The sequence below is a fragment of the Malaciobacter marinus genome (genome assembly GCF_003544855.1).
GTDB classification, from domain to species: Bacteria; Campylobacterota; Campylobacteria; order Campylobacterales; family Arcobacteraceae; genus Malaciobacter; species Malaciobacter marinus.
This window is the reverse complement of record NZ_CP032101.1, coordinates 1,061,772-1,079,516: the sequence shown is the minus strand read 5'-3', so window position 1 is coordinate 1,079,516 and position 17,745 is coordinate 1,061,772. Positions and strand designations below refer to the sequence as shown.

The following is a 17,745-nucleotide window of genomic DNA, read 5'->3' as shown; positions in this document are numbered from 1 at the left end:
AATGTTAAAAAATCTATTAATAATTGCATGTTTAATAAACTTTGCTTTTGCTATGCCAAAAGACAATATTAAAGAAGATATGACTGAAAATATTTACAAAGTAATTGATATATTAAAAAATAAAAAACTTGCTAAAAAAGAAAAAGGTAAGCAAATTATTAAAGTAATGGATAGTTCATTTGATTATAAAATAATGGCTATGTTATCTCTTGGAAAACAATGGAGAACTATTTCTAATGAACAAAGAGCAGATTTTTCAAAAGCATTTGAGAATAGACTAAAAGATTCATATATTGATAAACTTGATTTATATCACGATCAAGAGATAAAAATTGATAAATTAAAAGAGATAAAAACAAGATTAGTTTTAAAAACTCTTTTAATTGGAGAAAAAGAAAACTTTGCAATTGATTATAAATTATATGAGAATAAAAAAAATAAGCAATGGTACATTTATGATGTTAGCATTGCAGAAGTTAGTATCATTCAAACATATAGAAATCAATTTTCACAGTATCTAAAAAATAAATCAATTGATGATTTAATTGAATACTTAAATAATAAAAACAAGCAAGCATGATAAAAAATTTTTATACAAAATTTTTATTTCAAAACCCTAAAAAAATAATACTATCAGTATTTTTGATAGTTTGTTTTTTAGGATACTTTGCAACAAAACTTGAAATAGATGCTTCTGCTGAAACTTTACTTTTAGAAAATGACAAAGATTTGGCTTTTGCAAGAGAGGTTTCTAAAAACTACGAAACTCAAGATATCTTAGTTGTTACATTTACTCCAAATAGTGATATTCTTTCTAATACAAGTTTAACTACTATTAAAAATTTAAGTGAAGATATAAAAAAACTTTCATTTACACAAAGTATCACATCTGTTTTAAATGTACCTTTATTACAATCACCTGTAAGACCTATACAAGAGTTAGTTGATGAAGTAAAAACTATAGAAAACAGTAAAGATTTTGATAAGAAATTAGTAAAAAAAGAGTTTTTGACTTCACCTTTATATAAAAATAGCTTAGTTAGTAGTGATTTTAAAACAACTGCAATTGTAGTGAATTTAAAAAGAGACAAGAAGTTTTATAACTTGGTTGAGCAAAGAAACTCTTTACTTAAATTAAAAAATAGTAATAAAGCTTCTAAAGAAGAGTTAGAAAAACTAGAAAAAATAAGTCTTGAGTTTAAAACATATAGAGATACTCAAAGAGATGCAACCTCAAAATATATTCAAGATATTAGAAGTTTACTAAAAAATTATAAAGATAAAGGAACACTATTTTTAGGTGGTGTTAATATGATTGCCACTGATATTATTAGTTTTGTAAAAAACGATTTATTAATATATGGTTCTACTTTAATCTTACTTCTTATTGCTATATTATGGATTATTTTTAGACAATTTAGATGGGTTGCTTTGTCTGTATTAATTTGTACATTATCAGTAATTGCAACAAGTGGTATGTTAGGAATTTTTGGCTGGGAAGTAACTGTTATCTCATCAAATTTTATTTCATTACAACTAATTATTACAATATCTATTGTACTTCACTTAATTGTAAGATACAGGGAACTTAGCTCTATTTATAAAAACTCTTCTCAAAGTAAATTAGTTTTAAATACTATGCTTTCAAAACTAAGTCCATCTTTCTTTGCTATTATTACGACAATAGCGGGATTTAGCTCACTTTTATTATCAAATATTCAGCCAGTTATAAATCTGGGTTGGATGATGAGTGCAGGTATTGCAATCTCATTATTAATTGCATTTTTAGTTTTTCCAGCAGTTTTAATACTATTAAATAAAACAGTTGTAAATAAAAGCTTTGAAAGTAATTTACATTTTATTGATTTTTGTATAAAAATAGTAAAAAATAAAGGTAATAAAGTTTTAATTGCAAGTGTTATTTTAATTGCTTTTTCACTAACAGGTGCTTCTTTACTTTTAGTAGAAAATAGTTTTATTTCATACTTTAAAAAAGATACAGAGATTTATCAAAGTATGAAAGTAATTGATCAAAAACTAGGAGGGACTACTCCTTTAGATGTTATAATTGATTTTAATCTAATATCAAAAGAGGAGAATAAACAAACAAAACAAGAATCTAATGATGATATGTTTGCTTCTTTTGAAGATGAATTTAATAGTTCAGGAAATGATGCGCAATATTGGTTTACTCCACATAGAATGAATATTATCACAAAAGTTCATGATTATTTAAATAGTTTAGAACATATAGGAAAAGTTCAATCTTTAGCAACAATGTTAAAAGTAGGAAAAGTTTTAAATGACAATAAAGAGTTAGACTCATTTAATCTAGCACTTTTATATAACAATCTTCCAAAAGAGTATAAGTCTTTGATTTTAGAGCCATATATAAATATAGAAAAAGATCAAGCAAGAGTTACTTTAAGAATAATTGATTCAGATAAAAATTTAAGAAGAGATGAGTTATTAAAGAAAATTAAAAATGATTTAAAGACTATTATAAAAGATGAAAGTGTAGAGATAAAACTATCTAATCTTATGGTTTTATATAACAATATGCTTCAATCACTTTTTGACTCACAAGTAAAAACATTGGGATTTGTAATTTTAACTTTATTTATAATGTTTCTAATTTTATTTAGATCATTTACTATTGCAACTATTGCAATATTAGCAAATATAGTTCCAATTTCAATTATATTTGGAATTATGGGATGGTCAAAAATACCACTAGATATTATGACTATTACAATTGCAGCTATTTCAATAGGAATTGGAGTAGATGATACAATTCACTATATTCATAGATTTAAAGAAGAGTTTAAAAAAGACCACAATTATATAAATGCAATGCAAAGATCACATAGATCAATTGGTTTTGCAATGCTTTATACTTCAATAGCTGTAATGGTAGGATTTTCAATTTTAGTTTTATCAAACCTTATTCCAACAATATATTTTGGAATATTAACAGTTATAGTTATGGCAACAATTTTAGCATCAGCATTACTTCTTCTTCCAAGATTACTTATACTATTTAGACCTTTTTCTAAGCTTTAAATAGTATAAAATGAGATATTAATAATTCATTAATATTTAGTAATATTTCATTAATATTAACTAGATAGTATTTCACTACAAATATACTGACCAATCACAGTATATTATCTCCTTGATAAATAATATGAATTTTTTATTAAAAAAGAGGCTTCTCACCTCTTTTTTTTCTTTATTGTAAATCACTCTTTTAGTAACTATTATGTTTAGTTTCTTAACATTATTAAGAAATAATTATTAAATATAGATAAAAAAGAAGAACATAAATAAATAGTATATATAATGAAAAATGAATATATATTCGTAATATTTTTAAATTGTCCTGCATTGAGGAAACTATGAAAAAGTTAGATAAAACGCAAACAGAACTACTGTTAACTAATTTAGATGAAGATGGGAAACTATCTTGTTTAAAAGCTTTTAAAGTTGCAAGATTAATTGGTATGAAACCAAAAGATATGGCAGCAATTGCAAAAGCTATGAATATTGTAATAACAAATTGTGAATTAGGAGTTTTTGGAAAATTAAAATTTTCAGAAAAACATGATAATATTTATAATTCACTAAGTCAAAATACAAAAGATAATAAAAAAGTTGAATGTGAAATAGCGTGGAAAGAGGCTCAAAATAAAGGCTCTACACTTAAAAAAGTTGGTTCAACTATTAAAAATTCAGATATAAAAGTTACACATTGTCAACTTGGATGTTTTTATGATGAAGAGTATGAAAACTTTGAGAATATAACTTAATTGCTATTTTAATTAAAAATCCATCTCTATAAATAATGCATTATATCTTCTAATAAATAAAATTGTAAATTCAAAATCTTATATATAAAAGCCTATTTAGTAAACCTTATGAATATTATAGAATTAATTAATAATATAGTACAATAAAAGCATGAATAAAAAATTTATACTATTTGATAATGATGGAGTACTAGTTGAAACTGAGATGTGGTACTACCAAGCAAATTATGATATTTTAAAAACAGTAAATATAACTTTAGAATTTGATACTTATCAAAAAATAATGATAAGAGGCGGAAATGCTTGGGAATTAGCAATAAAAGAAGGCTTTAAAAAAGAACAAATTGATAAGTTGAGAGAAAAAAGAGATGAACTTTATCAATATTTTTTACAAACTAAAGATATTACTATTAAAAATGTAGTTACTACTCTTGAACAATTAAGTAAAAAATATAAAATGGGAATTATTACAACTGCTAGAAGAGTTGACTTTGAACTAATACATAAAAACAGGAATATTATTGATTTTATGGATTTTACTTTATGTGTAGAAGATTATGAAAAAGCAAAACCACACCCTGCTCCCTATCTTGCAGGATTAAAAAAGTTTAATGCAAAAGAAGAAGAAACAGTTGTTATTGAAGATAGCCAAAGAGGACTTGATTCAGCTTATGCTGCTAATATTGATTGTATAGTTATAAAAAATGAGTTTACAAAAAGTCATGATTTTCAAAAAGCAAAATATTTTATTGATAAATTTGATGATTTAAAAAGACTTTTGTAATTTTGTGATAAGATTATAGTAACTTATTTAAAAAGAGTTTAAAATGATTAATAAAGATTTTTTAAAAAAACTTACTATTTTATATGTAGAAGATGAAGACCTAGCAAGAGAAAAACTTGCTAAAACATTAAATAGGTTATTTAAAACTGTATATTTAGCTCCAAATGGTATGGAAGGATACATACAGTTTCAAAAACTTCATTTAGCAAAAACACCAGTTGATTTAGTATTAAGTGATATAAATATGCCCAAAATGAGTGGTATAGAAATGCTTGAACAAATCAGACAACTAGATGAAGAAGTTCCTTTTATATTTACAACTGCAAGATCAGAATCAGAAAACTTACTTAAAGCAATTGAATTAAAAGCAAACCATTATATTCTTAAACCTATTGACACAGAAGATGTGATTTTGAAATCCCAAGAAGTTTGTCAAAAAAAATATTATGAAAAAATGCTTTCTATAAAAAATCAAGAGTTAGAGCAGTATTTAGATGCAATAGATAATATTGCAGTAGTATTAAAATTTGATGAGGAAATTAATATAACATTTATTAATAGTGCATTTTTATTATCTTTTCAAAAAGATGAAAAAGAGATAATAAATTACAATTTTCAAGAACTTATTCACAAAGATACTTCAAGGGAAGTTATAGAAGATGTTATTAAACAAATAAAAGAAAAAAGTAAATGGGAAGGTGAATTAAAGTTTGCAGACTCAAAAGGCTTACCTTTTTATGTTACTTGTAATATATTTGAAATTGATGAAAATCATAATAAAGCTTTTATTTGTATTGGTTTTTTATCAACAAAAGAGAATTTAGAAAAAAGAGAATTTAAAAAGAAAGTAATTAAAAATATACAAGAACAAAGAGAATTAATTGCTAATTTAAAAAAGCAACAAGAACAATTGAAATTAAAAATTTCAAAGTATGAAAATATAGTTCCTTTATTAAGAAGTGAACTAGATACTGAAAAGAAAAAAAGTCAAGCAAAATTGCAACAGATAAAACATTATGAAAATGAAAAACTAGGTCTTGATGAAAAACAAGAAAGCATACTTAAAATGAAAAATAAACAACTTGAAGAATATAAAGATGTAATGATTAAAGTAAAAAAAGAGAAAGATCTTTTAGTTGAAAAAATTCACACTCTTGAAAAAGAAGTTTTAGCCAAAAAAGTTGATATTGAGAAAAAACAAGAAACAATTGATGTAAAGATGAAAAGAATAGAAGATTTAAATGATGTAATTAAGTTTAGAGAAGCCCAAATAAAAGAGCTTGACCCTAAAGCTTTGCTTGACTAAGAATTATTTCCATTTGACAATATCATAATAAACTTAGCACCTTTGCCAGTATTTTTTAACTTTAACTCTCCATTAAAACTTGTTTTTACAACAAGTTTTACCATATAAAGACCTGTTCCTGTACCTTTTTCTTTTGTAGTAAAATAAGGATCAAAAATCTTTTCTGGATCATCTTCTTTTATACCTCCTGCTGTATCCTCTACAACTAGTACAGTATAGTTTTTATTAGATCCTGCTGTTATATAAATATCTCTTTGTTCAATTTCTCTTTCAATAAAAGCATCTTGTGCATTTGTTAAAAGATTTAATATAACTTGTTCTAATTCTGAATCAACACCATAAACCTCTTCATTTGATACATCAATATGTAAATTTACATTATTATTTTGTAGTTGTTTTAAAAGTAAACTTTGTGAATTTTCAATAACTTTTTTAAGTAAAAATTTACTTTTTGATTTTTTAGGATTGAAAAAATCCCTAAAATCATCAATAGTTTGACTCATAAAGTTTATATTGCTTTTTGTTTTTTTAGAAAATTCATCAATAAATTCATCATTAATCTCACCAAAATTATAAGAGTCTTTAACATCATTGCAATACAATGAAAGTACATTTAAGGGTTGTTTTAATTGATGAGCTATTACACCTATCATTTCACCCATAGTAGCCATTTTCGCTTGATGAATCAAAATCTCATTTTTTTCTTCTAATTCATCTTCTCTTTTTTTACTTCTTTCAAAAATATCTATATATACTTTAAGTTTTGCATCTAATAAAAGATCATCGATTGGTTTTGTTATATATTCAATTGCTCCAATATCATACCCTCTTCTTTTATACTCATCTTTATCATAAATACCAGTAATAAAAATCAAGGGAATATCTTTTGTTTTTTCAATGCTTTTTAGATATTCAGCAAACTCAAAACCATCAATTTCAGGCATTTGAATATCAGTTAAGATTAGATTTATATCTTCTTTCATTAAAATTTCCATGCCCTCTTGAGCACTTAATGCACTAAAAATCTTAACATCAAAACTATCTTCAATCATCATCTTTAAAGAGTGAATATTCTCAGCAACATCATCAACTAACAAAATACTAAACTTTTCCATTTTAACCCTTTAAAAGTACATATTAATAATAACGCATTATTATTTTGGAGTACTTAAAAAAATATATAAATCTATATATTATTTTTTATATATTTTATTAAATACTCGTTATCAATTGGTTCATCTAAAATCAAATCCACTACTTCACTATTATTGCATTTTCCAATAGAAATGATTATCAAATTATTTTCTTTTTTAATTTTCATAAGTTCTTCATTAGTTTCTACTTTATGAATAATCAAAAACTCTCTTTTTCTTTTATCATGTGCTTTAAAAAACTCTTTTAAACTTTTGATATTAATCAAAGACATTGATTCTTCTTTATTTAAAGCTACTCCTACTTTAAAAAATAACAAAGGATTGTCATTTAAAATAAAAACTGAAATATCTTTTTCTTCTTTTGGTTTATTTTTTTCTAGCTTAAGTATTTGAGTATCTTCTGTTTTTTCTTCTTTATTTTCATTTTTTGCTATTTTTGTTTTATCAGATTTTTTAATATTAAATAAAAAGCAACTTCCTTTTTCTTCTTCACTTTTTATTTTTATTTCTCCACCTTGTAAAATAACTAATTCTTTTGAGATTGCTAAACCTAATCCAACACCACTGTATTTTCTTGTAGTTGTTCCATCAAGTTGTTTAAAGCTAGTAAAAATCTCCTCTTGATTTTTCTTTGAAATACCAATACCTGTGTCAATAACTTCAACAAAAATATTAGTTTCATCTTCAAAAATATTAAATTTTACTTCTCCTTTTGAAGTGAATTTTATAGCATTGCTTAGAAGATTTCTACAAACTTGTGTAAATCTTTGCTCATCAATTACGTATAAATTTTCTTTTAATCTATAATCACTTTTAAAAGTTAATCCTTTTTTATTTGCACTTGAATCATAAATTGATACTAATGTATTAAAAACTTTTTTTAAATTAGCTTCTTTTAGATAAAGTTTTATATCTTTTGATTCTATTTTAGTTAAATCTAAAATATCATTTATTAAAATTTTTAATTCATTTGCAGATTTGTTTATTATTTTTATATTATTTAAATTATCTTCATTTAAACTATTATCTTTATTTTTTATCATAACTGCTGTTATTAAAGATATTGGATTTAATGGAGTTTTTAATTCATGACTTATATTTGCTAGAAAATAATTTTTATATTTATCTGCTTGTAGTAACTCTTTTTTTTGCTGCTTTAATTTAACATTTAATTTTGTCATTTCATCAAAACTTTGATTTATACGTAAAGCCATATAATTAAAACTGTTAGTTAATTGAGCTAGTTCAGTTTTATTATTTTTATGTAAAACCTCATCAACAAATACTCTATTTCTACCATCAAGGTGCTTTGTCGCTTCTATTAAGCTACGTAAAGGTTTTACTATAAGTTTTTTTATAAAATAAATTAAAAAAATAAAAAGAAATAAAAATTTTAATAATGTTATAACAACTGTTAAAACTATATTTTTTTCTATCATTTTATATATTATATTTTTATCATAATATATACTAAGGACTGCTACTTTTTTATTTTTTTTATTAAAAACTTCAAAATCAATTTTTTTTAAATCTTCTTGTTTTTCAAGACTATTTTTGTCTATTTTATATTTATTTTCTAAAAAAACTTCACCTGATATTTGAGTTATTATTATTTTTTCAATATTTTCATTACTTATAATTTCATCTACTATTTGTTTAGTTCTTTTTCTATCATAATTCCATACACTTTCACCCAAATTATCACTGTATGATTTTTTTATAAGCTCAAACTCTTTGTGTAAACTTTTTTCTGCTAATTCTAATTTTACATAAATCTCATATGATGTAAAAGCTCCGACAACTAATACATATATTAAAAATAATTTTTTAAATAGTAAAAAACCCAACGAATCTGAAAAACTATACATTTTAAGCCTTTTATTTATTAGTTTTCTTTACTTTAACTAAATTCATTACTTCTTGAACTAAAGATTTATCAACTTTATCTCTTGATATACTTATATCTGCTTTATCAAATTTTTCATCGCCAATTGCAACTAAAACTAAACTGTTTTCAATTGCTGTTTTTTCTAGTTTTTCTAAATTTTCTCCTTGTGAATTTAATACATCAAAAACTATTGCTTCAAAAGTTCTATTTTGTATCACTTTTTGGGCATTTTCCACAGAGTTTGTATGCTCAATTTGAATACCTTGCTTTTTAAATGTTACTAAAATTGGGAAAACAGTTGCATGGTCACCATTTATTATTAAAAGATTATTTAAATCTTTAATCTCTTCTTCACTGTTTTTAGAACTATCTTCAATATCAAAAAACACTATCTCTTCTGTTTTTATACTTTCATTACCTGATGAAATATCAACCTTATCATCAGAAACATTTTTGATTGTTACTTTTTTAGGTAAAGTAACTTGAAATTCACTTCCAATACCCATTTCACTATTTACTTTTATATCGCCACCTAAAAGTTGTGATAACTCTTTTGATATGGCAAGTCCAAGTCCAGTTCCACCATATTTTCTTGTTGTACTTCCATCAGCTTGTTTAAATCTTTCAAAAATATTTTTTAATTTATCTTTTCCTATTCCAATTCCCTCATCAATTATAGAAATTATAATATCATCATTGCTTTCTTCTACTTTTATTTCAATACTGCCCTCTTCTGTAAACTTTATTGCATTACTTAATAAATTTTTCATTATTTGTTTTATTCTTGCTTCATCAGTTAAAATAAAAGTATTTTCTATATTAAATGATTTTACAAATTTTAAATTTTTGTCTTTTGCTAAAGGAAGCATAGAATCATATAAAGAATCAATCAACACTTGTATATCTAGTTTTTTTAAGTTTAAAGACAACTCTCCTGCTTCTATTTTTGAAATATCTAATATATCATTTATCAAAACTAAAAGATCATTTCCACAAGTATTTATTATATTCATATTTTTCACTTGTTCTTCATCTAGCTTTTCTTTTTTATTTTTTTTCATTACAGAAGAAATTACAATAATAGAGTTTAAAGGGGTTTTTAATTCATGACTCATATTTGCTAAGAAGTCATTTTTGTATTTATTTGATTCAACTAGCTCTTTTCTTTGTCTTTCAAGTTCAATAGCCAAAGCTCTTAGTTTTTCATTTCTTTTTTTCATTATTGTAACATTTAAGCATGAATCAATACTAATATTTAATTTGTGTGCAAGACCTTGAAACATAGAGCCTAAAAAACTCATATTCATACTTTTTTTACTATAAACAAGAAAGATTATTCCTCTATCTAAAGGTAGTATTAAAACCCTTTGTGTTTTATCATTTTTATTGTCAATTATATTAAAACTATCATAGATATTAGAATAATCTTCAATATCAAAATCTTGTATTTTACCCATACTTATAATTTTATTTAAGCTTTTTTTGCCCTCATCATACAGATAAAAAGTCCCATATAAAGCAAAGGTTTCATTAATAAATGTCTTTAGTACTTCTTTTAACATCTCTTTTAAATCTAAACTATTTCCTATTGCACTATGGCATTTATATGTAAGTGCTAATTGTTCAACTAACATATTGCACCTACTAAACAAGTTTTATTAAATAAGTTTAAATTTACATCACCTTTGTTTACAATTTCACCTAGTGTTAAAACACCTAACATTAGTCTATTATCACTTGTCTTTTTTATCATTTGCATTTCATCCTCAAAACTTTCTTTTAAAAAGCTTTTTCTTGATACACATTCAAAAACTAAAACCAAGCTTTGTTTATTTTCACTTTTGCTAACAGCTTCTAAAGTTGCTTGCTTTGCAGCATTGATTAATTTATCTTTATTGCCTTTTAAAATAGCAATTACAGAATTTTGAGAGATAGAATTAGAGATATTTAAACTATCATTTGAAACATCAAATATTTCTTTGACTAAAATCTCATTATCAAATTTTACTAAACCAATGGGATAAGAGTTTAAATAATCATTAATATCATTTATTTGTATATTTAAATCCTCTTCAATAACTTTTTTATAATAATCAAGTGCATTATTATAATCAATTTGTAAAATACTAGTTTCATTAACAAGTGTAGTTACAAGTTGATCTTTTAATATCGTCCATCCATGTTCTACACCAATATTAATCTCTTGCTTTTTACAAAGTAATAAAGCAGCATCTTTATATATGCCCTCAGGTGAAAAAATAACTTCTTTTCTATTAAAAGGAGTCATTCCCGCACCGCCACCTAAGACTTGTGTTTGAGGCTCAAGTAATTCAAAAAAAGTATCTAAAAATTCGTCTATATGATGACTTAATCCATCAACAAAAGTAATTACTGATTTGATTTGTTTAAATTCATCTTTTTCAAAATAAGTTTTTGAAATATCATTTTGAATTATTATTTTTTCATCATCATCAAGTTTATATGCTAAAAGTCCATCTTTATAATTTACTGCTTCAAACATAATTTCAGGGAAAATTGCTCCATATGCTTGAATTTTAGAATTTTTCAATAATGACATATAAAATTTACACTCTTGAGCTACTAATAATAAATATCTATTATTTTCATCTTTACAATCTCTTACAAAGGCATCTAAACTTTTATAATATTTTACATTGATACTCATTTGTAAACTCCTTAAAACAACTTGTGTAATAAATAGTATTCATATTATTTTATACACTAATAGTAATATAATAGTATCAAAAAAAAACTATTTTTTCATAGTTTAATAATAATTTTTCTAAATAAAAGCTTTTATTTATTATTTTATTGTCCTTTTAACACACTTTAAAATAAGCTTTATTACTAAAAAATTTAGATATTATTACAATAATTTAACAAAGAGGAAATATATGCAATACTTTGGTGTATTTAAAACAAAATATGAAGAAGTTTTTTTAACAGAAAGCTACCTTTACATAAGTTGTGATAAAGATGATGAGATTACAGTAAAAGATTTAAAAGAAAAAATCAAAACGAATAAATTGAAAAAGAAAAATATAATAGGAACAATTTTTTTATATAATCCTATTGTTTCTCCTGTGGGATATGATTCAAATAAATTTTTATTAGAGCAAGAGTTTGACAAATTTGATGAAATGATTGAACTTAAAATAGAAACATATATGACTGTATTTAAAAATGCCATGAGTAAAACAGATGAAATAAAAGGTAAATTAATTCAAGTTAGAAACTTATTTAATCTAAATGAAAAAAATATAGATTCATCTCAATTACTTATGAAATTTAATGATGACTTAGAAAAATACAACTCTTTACAAAATACAGAATTTGATAGAGATATTATGTATTTAGATGCACAAAATTTAATTCCATCAGGTAAGTTTGTATTTTTTTCATGGGGTGAAAAAATAAATGGAAAAGAGTTTATTTATATTGATGATTATGCAAGATTGATTTATGAAAATTGCAAAAAACTTGGTAAAAAAATAGCTTTTGTTTATAAAGAAGAAAAATCATTAGAAGGTGCAGAGCAACTACTTCAATTTGCTACACCAATGCAAAATATAAAAACAAAAAACTCAATTACTAGTGCAATAAATGAATGTTTTAAAGTGTTCCCACCAAAAATATCACCTTATAAGTAATAATAGAGTTTTATGACTTTTACCAAAGAACAATTAGATATAATTAACTCAAAAGAGCACTCTTTTAAAATAAATGCAGTTGCAGGAAGTGGTAAAACAACAACACTTCTGCAATATGCTAAAAACTTTCCTAAATATAAGATTTTATATCTTGCATATAACAAATCTTTACAAACTAGCTTAGAAAAAAAACTATATAAATTAGAGATTTCTAATATGCATGTAAAAACTATTCATTCATTAGCTTTTAATAAAATGCAAGCTTGGAAATATAAACTAAGTTATGATTTAAAAGTAGAGGCTATTTACAAATGTATAAAAGAGTTTGAACAATGTAGATTATCATACGAGCCAACACCAAGTTATCTAGCACTTATAAAAGATATTATTAACTTTTACTGTAATAGTTCACTAATACAAATAGATGAAGAGTTACTTCAAAGTTATAAGAAGTATTCAAATTTAGATGCAAAAGTCTTAAAACTTCTAAAAACAAGAGTTGAAAATATTTTGAACCATACAAAATATATTTTAACTTCTATGAAAACACAAAAAATTGAAGCAACACATGACTTTTATTTGAAGTTTTTTTATCTAAATAAAAAAATCTCTTCAAACTTGGGATATGACTTAATCTTAGTAGATGAAGCACAAGATATTTCTGATGTAATGATTTCAATAGTTGAAGCACAAAAGTGTAAAAGAGTCTATGTAGGAGATAGTTTTCAACAAATCTACTCTTTTAGATTTGCTATAAATGCTCTTGATAAGATAAAACTTCCTATATATAATTTAAGTAAAAGTTTTAGGTTTTCCAATGAATTAGCAAAAAAACTAGAGTACAATTTAAATCAGCTTTATAGTAAAATTGACTCAAAATCTCTTGAAATATTTGGATTGGAAAATAAACAATCTTTAATAGGAGAAAAAGTAGTTAATGAAGAAAAACCTTTTTGTGTAATAAGCAGAACAAGTTTTGCTCTTGCAAAAGAAGTAATAAAGTATATAAATAAAAAGAGAGATTATAAAATATATTTTGAAGGAGGATATAATTCATACTCCTTTATGAATCAAACTGTTTATTCAATATACTACTTAAAACAAAAAAAGTATGAAAAGATATCAATTGATGAGTTAAAAGAGTTTAGTTGTATTGAAGAGCTTGAAGAGTATGCTAAAGACACAAAAAACCAAGATTACTTAAATGTGATAAGATTTATAAATACCTATAATGACTCAATATTTGAAATAAATAAAAATATAAAAAGCAATCTTACACAAGATAAATCAAAAGCTGATATTGTCTTTACAACTGCACATAAATCAAAAGGTATGCAATACTCTCAAGTTATTATGTGTGAAGATGATTTTATAAGTAAAAAAGATATATTAGGTTCGAAAAAAAACATCACAAATCTAAAAATAAATGAAGAATTAAATATTTATTATGTTGCAGCAACAAGAGCAATGGATGCTTTAAATCTTGCCAATTTAGATTTAAATTATAGTTTTGATGAATCAAAAGTAAATAATCAAGAAAAATTCAAAGTAAAAAATTCTAAGAAAAAAGTTCCAATGAAAAAACTTAAAGAACTTCAAAATAGATGGTTAGAATCCAATAAAATTAAACATTTTTAAATTTTTAAAAATTTTTCTAAACTTTTAAATAATTTCAGCTTTGTTTAATCTAGTACCTATTATAATTCCACCCGCTTAACAATAAAGCGACACAGAAACTTAACAATCGGTGAGGTTGGAGAGTGGTCAAATCCAGGAGACTGTAAATCTCCCGCCTATGGCTTCGAAGGTTCAAATCCTTCTCTCACCACCACTATTTAAGTTTAGGTGGCTCGGTAGCTCAGTCGGTAGAGCAAAGGACTGAAAATCCTTGTGTCGGCAGTTCGATTCTGCCCCGCGCCACCATTTTTTATGCCTACAAAAAAGTGCGAGTGTGGCGGAATAGGTAGACGCGTGGGACTTAAAATCCCATTCCGGTTTCGGAGTGTGAGTTCGATTCTCACCATTCGCACCACTTTTTTAATCATCTTGAAACATAACTTGAAAACCCCCATGGAATAGAAATACACAATAAAATCAATACAATAGCATTTGAAATAACTAGGACTTTATTTTTCTTGAAATTACATTTCTCTTTTTTTATTTTATTATTAAAAAAAGATAATAATAGTATTGCAAAAAATGTAGTTAATGGATGTTCAATTGCAAAAAATCTTATTTCACTTAGTTTTATCATCTCAAAAGGGTTTGTATAAAACTGTCTTACAATATCTGAGAATAGATATAATCCAAAGCCTAAACTTAACTGTATATGAGCAAAAAATGTAGTCATATAAGTGATTTGTTTATTATAAATATTATATTTTTTATAAAAAATAATATTATATAAACAAAAACAAAATCCTAAGATTATAAATAGAAGCAAAAACCATCTAATATAAGAGTGAAGAGTTAAAACTGTATAATACAAATTTATTCCTTTTTTACTAAAATTTTAACTTTTTTATAAACAAACAAAAAGGAAAAAGATAAGCCTAAGGTAATCAAATTGCGAAGTAATTCAAACTTAACAGTTGAAAAGTTTATTGATGTGTTAAAACTACTTGAAAAAAGAGTTAATACAAATGCTCTTTTAACTAAAAATACAAAAATAGAAGCCAATACAATTTTTACACTAATTAAACAAATCTCACAAAAAGAGAAAAGTGATAAAATCTATTTTGATATATCAAATATGGTTATTCCAAGTAGTATTGGTATTTTGGGTTATTTAATATCCCATTCAAATAATTTAAATGAAGCACTAGAAAAACTTAGTGTTTATTATAAAATATTAGGAGATAGTTTAGAAATTAGATATAAGAATAGTAGCTTATTTATATACTTAGATGAAAATATTAATCACTTTGAACAAAAATTAAAACTACATACAATTGCAATCATTACTCTTTTGAAAAACATCTTATATAAAAATTTAGAGTTTAAATACTGTAATTTTAGTTTCAAAACACCTGTTTGCACAAAAGAGTATGAAAAACAGTTTGGTAAAAATCTCAATTTCCAAAAAGAGCATACTAATATTGTTTTTACAAAACAGTGTTTACAATATAAAACAAAATTTAATGATGAAACACTTTTAATACTTTTTGAACAAGAAGCAAAAAAGATGTTAGATTTAGTAAATAGCAATAATTTTAAAGAAGAAGTTAGTAAAGAGGTAATTAAACTTATTTCCTTAGATGAACTTAGCTTACAAAATGTAGCTAAAAGATTAACTCTTCATGAAAGAACATTACAAAAAAGATTAAAAGAAGAGAAAAGTTCTTATACAAAAATAGTAAAAGAAGTACGTATTAAATTAGCAAAATACTATTTAAGTAAGAACTTTACTGCAAATGAACTGAGTACACTTTTAGGTTTTAGTACTACAAACTCATTTTTAAAAGCTTTTAAATCATGGTTTAATAAAAGTTTTGAAGAGTTTAAAAATAAATCTCTTTAAAGTTTCAAAACACCTTTAACTCTGTTTATGCTATCTTTTTTTGATAGACTAAGTCTTACAATAGAGTTTTTGTTTGCTTTTAAGTCATGTGGAACATTTGCTTCTAAAGAGACTATATCACCTCTTGTTAAAGTATGAGTTTTTCCATTTACACCAAAAAGAATCTCACCTTCAAAAATCTCAACTGTAATTGGATATGAAGTTTTATGCTCTTTCATAACTTGGTCTTGTTTAAATACTATTCTTATCTCTTTTGAAAACTCACTTTCAAACATAACTGTAATAGCAACTTTATCTTTATACTCTAAATTTTCTAAGATATTATACTTGTTCATATTTGCTCCTTTTTTTTATTTATAACATTATTTTTGATATTAGTTATTGATTGCAATCAAGGTTTAATTTTCAAAGAGTATAATTTTGTCAATATATTTTTAGGAGATTTATAATGGCTAAAATAGGTATTTTAGTTGCTAGTGCAGTAAATAATGTAAAACTAGCAAAAAGATTAGAAGAATTAACTATTGAAGCTGGTCATGAAGCTGAATTAATAAACTTAGTAGATTTAGACTTACCTTTATACTCAACTGTAAAAGAAGAGAAAGATGGTCTTCCTGCACAAGCTTTAGAACTAGCAAATAAAATTTTAAATTTGAATTCATTTATTATTGTAGCACCAGAATACAATGGAGTAATGCCTCCTGTTTTAAATAATGCAATGGCATGGACATCAAGAAGTACAAAAGACTGGAGAGATGCTTTCAAAGAAAAAGTAGTAGCACTTGCAACACACAGTGGTGGAGGTGGAGCTAAAGGACTTCAAGCTATGAGAATAATGTTTCAACATTTAGGAGCAAATATACTAGCAAGAGAGATTTTAACTTCATACGATAAACCACTAAACGAAGAGACTGCAAAAAATATTATTAAACAATTAGCAAAATTATCTTAATATAAGGGTTTATTTCCCTTATATTGGATAAATCATGAATATACTAACTACAAATAGACTACACTTAAGAACTTTAAAACAAAATGATATAGAAGATATTTATAAAAAAATATTTTCTCAAAAAGAGGTTGTAGAACACACTTTTGGAAAAGAGTTACTCAATTTTGAACAAGCAAAAGAGTTTATAAAAAATAATTGTAATTTTAATAATCAACTAGGCCTTAGTGCAATTATAGAGACAAAAACTCAAAAGCTTATTGGCTTAGGTGGTGTTTTAAAATGCAACTACTTACAAGAAGAAGATTATGAGTTTGGCTTTATTCTTTGTAAAGAGTCTTGGGACAAAGGTTACGCTACAGAAATTGGTCAAGCACAAATTGAATTTATTAAAGATATTATAAAAGCACCAAGAGTTCTTGCCTTAGCTTCACCACAAAATCAAGCTTCAATTCATACAATTAAAAAATTAGGATTAACATATTTAAAAGATATAAAAACAAAAGATGAAAGAGGAGTAAGAGAAGTTTATATAAATAACTTTTGTACCACATAATATTGTTACAATTTTTATAATTGATTAATATATAGTTGCTATACTTAAGTATTTCAATAAGAAATTACATCAAATATGATATATTTATCAAGTTATAAAAGGATTAAT

Annotated in this window: 16 protein-coding genes and 3 tRNA genes; 13 read left to right on the top strand and 6 right to left on the bottom strand. The window is 24.3% G+C overall.

Annotated elements, in window-relative coordinates:
* Position 1 precedes the first annotated feature (1 nt).
* The 5 genes from AMRN_RS05380 (at position 2) to AMRN_RS05360 (ending at position 5,899) form a co-directional block, all read left to right on the top strand.
* Positions 2–580: an MlaC/ttg2D family ABC transporter substrate-binding protein gene (locus tag AMRN_RS05380; RefSeq protein WP_099311595.1), complete on the top strand. Its 579-nt coding sequence runs from the start codon at positions 2–4 to the stop codon at positions 578–580.
* Positions 577–3,063, top strand: a complete 2,487-nt coding sequence (locus AMRN_RS05375) for an efflux RND transporter permease subunit (protein WP_099311596.1) — start codon at positions 577–579, stop codon at positions 3,061–3,063. Before AMRN_RS05380 ends, AMRN_RS05375 begins: the two co-directional genes overlap by 4 nt.
* Positions 3,064–3,398: 335 nt before the next feature.
* Entirely contained in the window at positions 3,399–3,809 is a 411-nt protein-coding gene (locus AMRN_RS05370) for a ModE family transcriptional regulator (protein WP_079577196.1), read from the top strand.
* Between the two features lie 151 nt (positions 3,810–3,960).
* Positions 3,961–4,593, top strand: coding sequence for an HAD family hydrolase (locus AMRN_RS05365; protein ID WP_079577195.1), 633 nt, complete (start codon positions 3,961–3,963; stop codon positions 4,591–4,593).
* 43 nt (positions 4,594–4,636) lie between these two features.
* On the top strand, positions 4,637–5,899 hold the full coding sequence (locus AMRN_RS05360) for a response regulator (protein ID WP_099311597.1): 1,263 nt from the start codon (positions 4,637–4,639) through the stop codon (positions 5,897–5,899).
* Here AMRN_RS05360 and AMRN_RS05355 read toward each other — a convergent pair.
* The 4 genes from AMRN_RS05355 to AMRN_RS05340 all read right to left on the bottom strand — a co-directional run bounded on the left by AMRN_RS05355 (position 5,896) and on the right by AMRN_RS05340 (position 11,627).
* Entirely contained in the window at positions 5,896–7,014 is a 1,119-nt protein-coding gene (locus tag AMRN_RS05355; RefSeq protein ID WP_099311598.1) for a hybrid sensor histidine kinase/response regulator, read from the bottom strand. The two genes, AMRN_RS05360 and AMRN_RS05355, sit on opposite strands and share 4 nt — an antisense overlap.
* A gap of 71 nt (positions 7,015–7,085) precedes the next feature.
* Complete coding sequence (locus tag AMRN_RS05350) at positions 7,086–8,921, bottom strand: sensor histidine kinase (RefSeq protein ID WP_099311599.1); 1,836 nt, start codon at positions 8,919–8,921, stop codon at positions 7,086–7,088.
* A 10-nt stretch (positions 8,922–8,931) separates the two neighbouring features.
* Positions 8,932–10,575, bottom strand: coding sequence for a sensor histidine kinase (locus AMRN_RS05345; RefSeq protein ID WP_099311600.1), 1,644 nt, complete (start codon positions 10,573–10,575; stop codon positions 8,932–8,934).
* Positions 10,569–11,627 (bottom strand): FIST C-terminal domain-containing protein, encoded by a 1,059-nt coding sequence (locus AMRN_RS05340; RefSeq protein WP_099311601.1) that lies wholly within the window; start codon positions 11,625–11,627, stop codon positions 10,569–10,571. The genes AMRN_RS05345 and AMRN_RS05340 overlap by 7 nt, the downstream gene beginning before the upstream one ends.
* A 229-nt stretch (positions 11,628–11,856) precedes the next feature.
* On the opposite strand from AMRN_RS05340, the gene AMRN_RS05335 reads away from it, so the two are divergent.
* The 5 genes from AMRN_RS05335 to AMRN_RS05315 all read left to right on the top strand — a co-directional run bounded on the left by AMRN_RS05335 (position 11,857) and on the right by AMRN_RS05315 (position 14,644).
* The gene (locus AMRN_RS05335) at positions 11,857–12,612 is read left to right on the top strand and encodes a hypothetical protein (RefSeq protein WP_099311602.1); all 756 of its coding nucleotides are present in this window, start codon (positions 11,857–11,859) and stop codon (positions 12,610–12,612) included.
* A gap of 12 nt (positions 12,613–12,624) precedes the next feature.
* Positions 12,625–14,250: a UvrD-helicase domain-containing protein gene (locus AMRN_RS05330; protein ID WP_099311603.1), complete on the top strand. Its 1,626-nt coding sequence runs from the start codon at positions 12,625–12,627 to the stop codon at positions 14,248–14,250.
* A 108-nt stretch (positions 14,251–14,358) separates the two neighbouring features.
* A tRNA-Tyr gene (locus tag AMRN_RS05325) sits at positions 14,359–14,443 on the top strand.
* Positions 14,444–14,459: 16 nt separating this feature from the next.
* Positions 14,460–14,535, top strand: a tRNA-Phe gene (locus AMRN_RS05320).
* A gap of 22 nt (positions 14,536–14,557) precedes the next feature.
* Positions 14,558–14,644, top strand: a tRNA-Leu gene (locus tag AMRN_RS05315).
* A gap of 9 nt (positions 14,645–14,653) precedes the next feature.
* Here AMRN_RS05315 and AMRN_RS05310 read toward each other — a convergent pair.
* Positions 14,654–15,100, bottom strand: coding sequence for a hypothetical protein (locus tag AMRN_RS05310; protein ID WP_099311604.1), 447 nt, complete (start codon positions 15,098–15,100; stop codon positions 14,654–14,656).
* A 78-nt stretch (positions 15,101–15,178) separates the two neighbouring features.
* On the opposite strand from AMRN_RS05310, the gene AMRN_RS05305 reads away from it, so the two are divergent.
* Complete coding sequence (locus AMRN_RS05305) at positions 15,179–16,132, top strand: AraC family transcriptional regulator (protein ID WP_099311605.1); 954 nt, start codon at positions 15,179–15,181, stop codon at positions 16,130–16,132.
* On the opposite strand, the gene AMRN_RS05300 is transcribed toward AMRN_RS05305, so the two are convergent.
* Positions 16,129–16,467 carry a cupin domain-containing protein gene (locus tag AMRN_RS05300; protein WP_099311606.1) on the bottom strand — a complete coding sequence of 113 codons (339 nt, stop codon included), beginning with the start codon at positions 16,465–16,467 and terminating at the stop codon, positions 16,129–16,131. The two genes, AMRN_RS05305 and AMRN_RS05300, sit on opposite strands and share 4 nt — an antisense overlap.
* Before the next feature lie 113 nt (positions 16,468–16,580).
* Between AMRN_RS05300 and AMRN_RS05295 the strand changes: the two genes are divergently transcribed.
* Both AMRN_RS05295 and AMRN_RS05290 read left to right on the top strand, forming a co-directional pair.
* Positions 16,581–17,084: an NADPH-dependent FMN reductase gene (locus tag AMRN_RS05295; protein WP_099311607.1), complete on the top strand. Its 504-nt coding sequence runs from the start codon at positions 16,581–16,583 to the stop codon at positions 17,082–17,084.
* A gap of 34 nt (positions 17,085–17,118) precedes the next feature.
* The gene (locus AMRN_RS05290; protein WP_099311608.1) at positions 17,119–17,637 is read left to right on the top strand and encodes a GNAT family N-acetyltransferase; all 519 of its coding nucleotides are present in this window, start codon (positions 17,119–17,121) and stop codon (positions 17,635–17,637) included.
* Positions 17,638–17,745 lie beyond the last annotated feature (108 nt).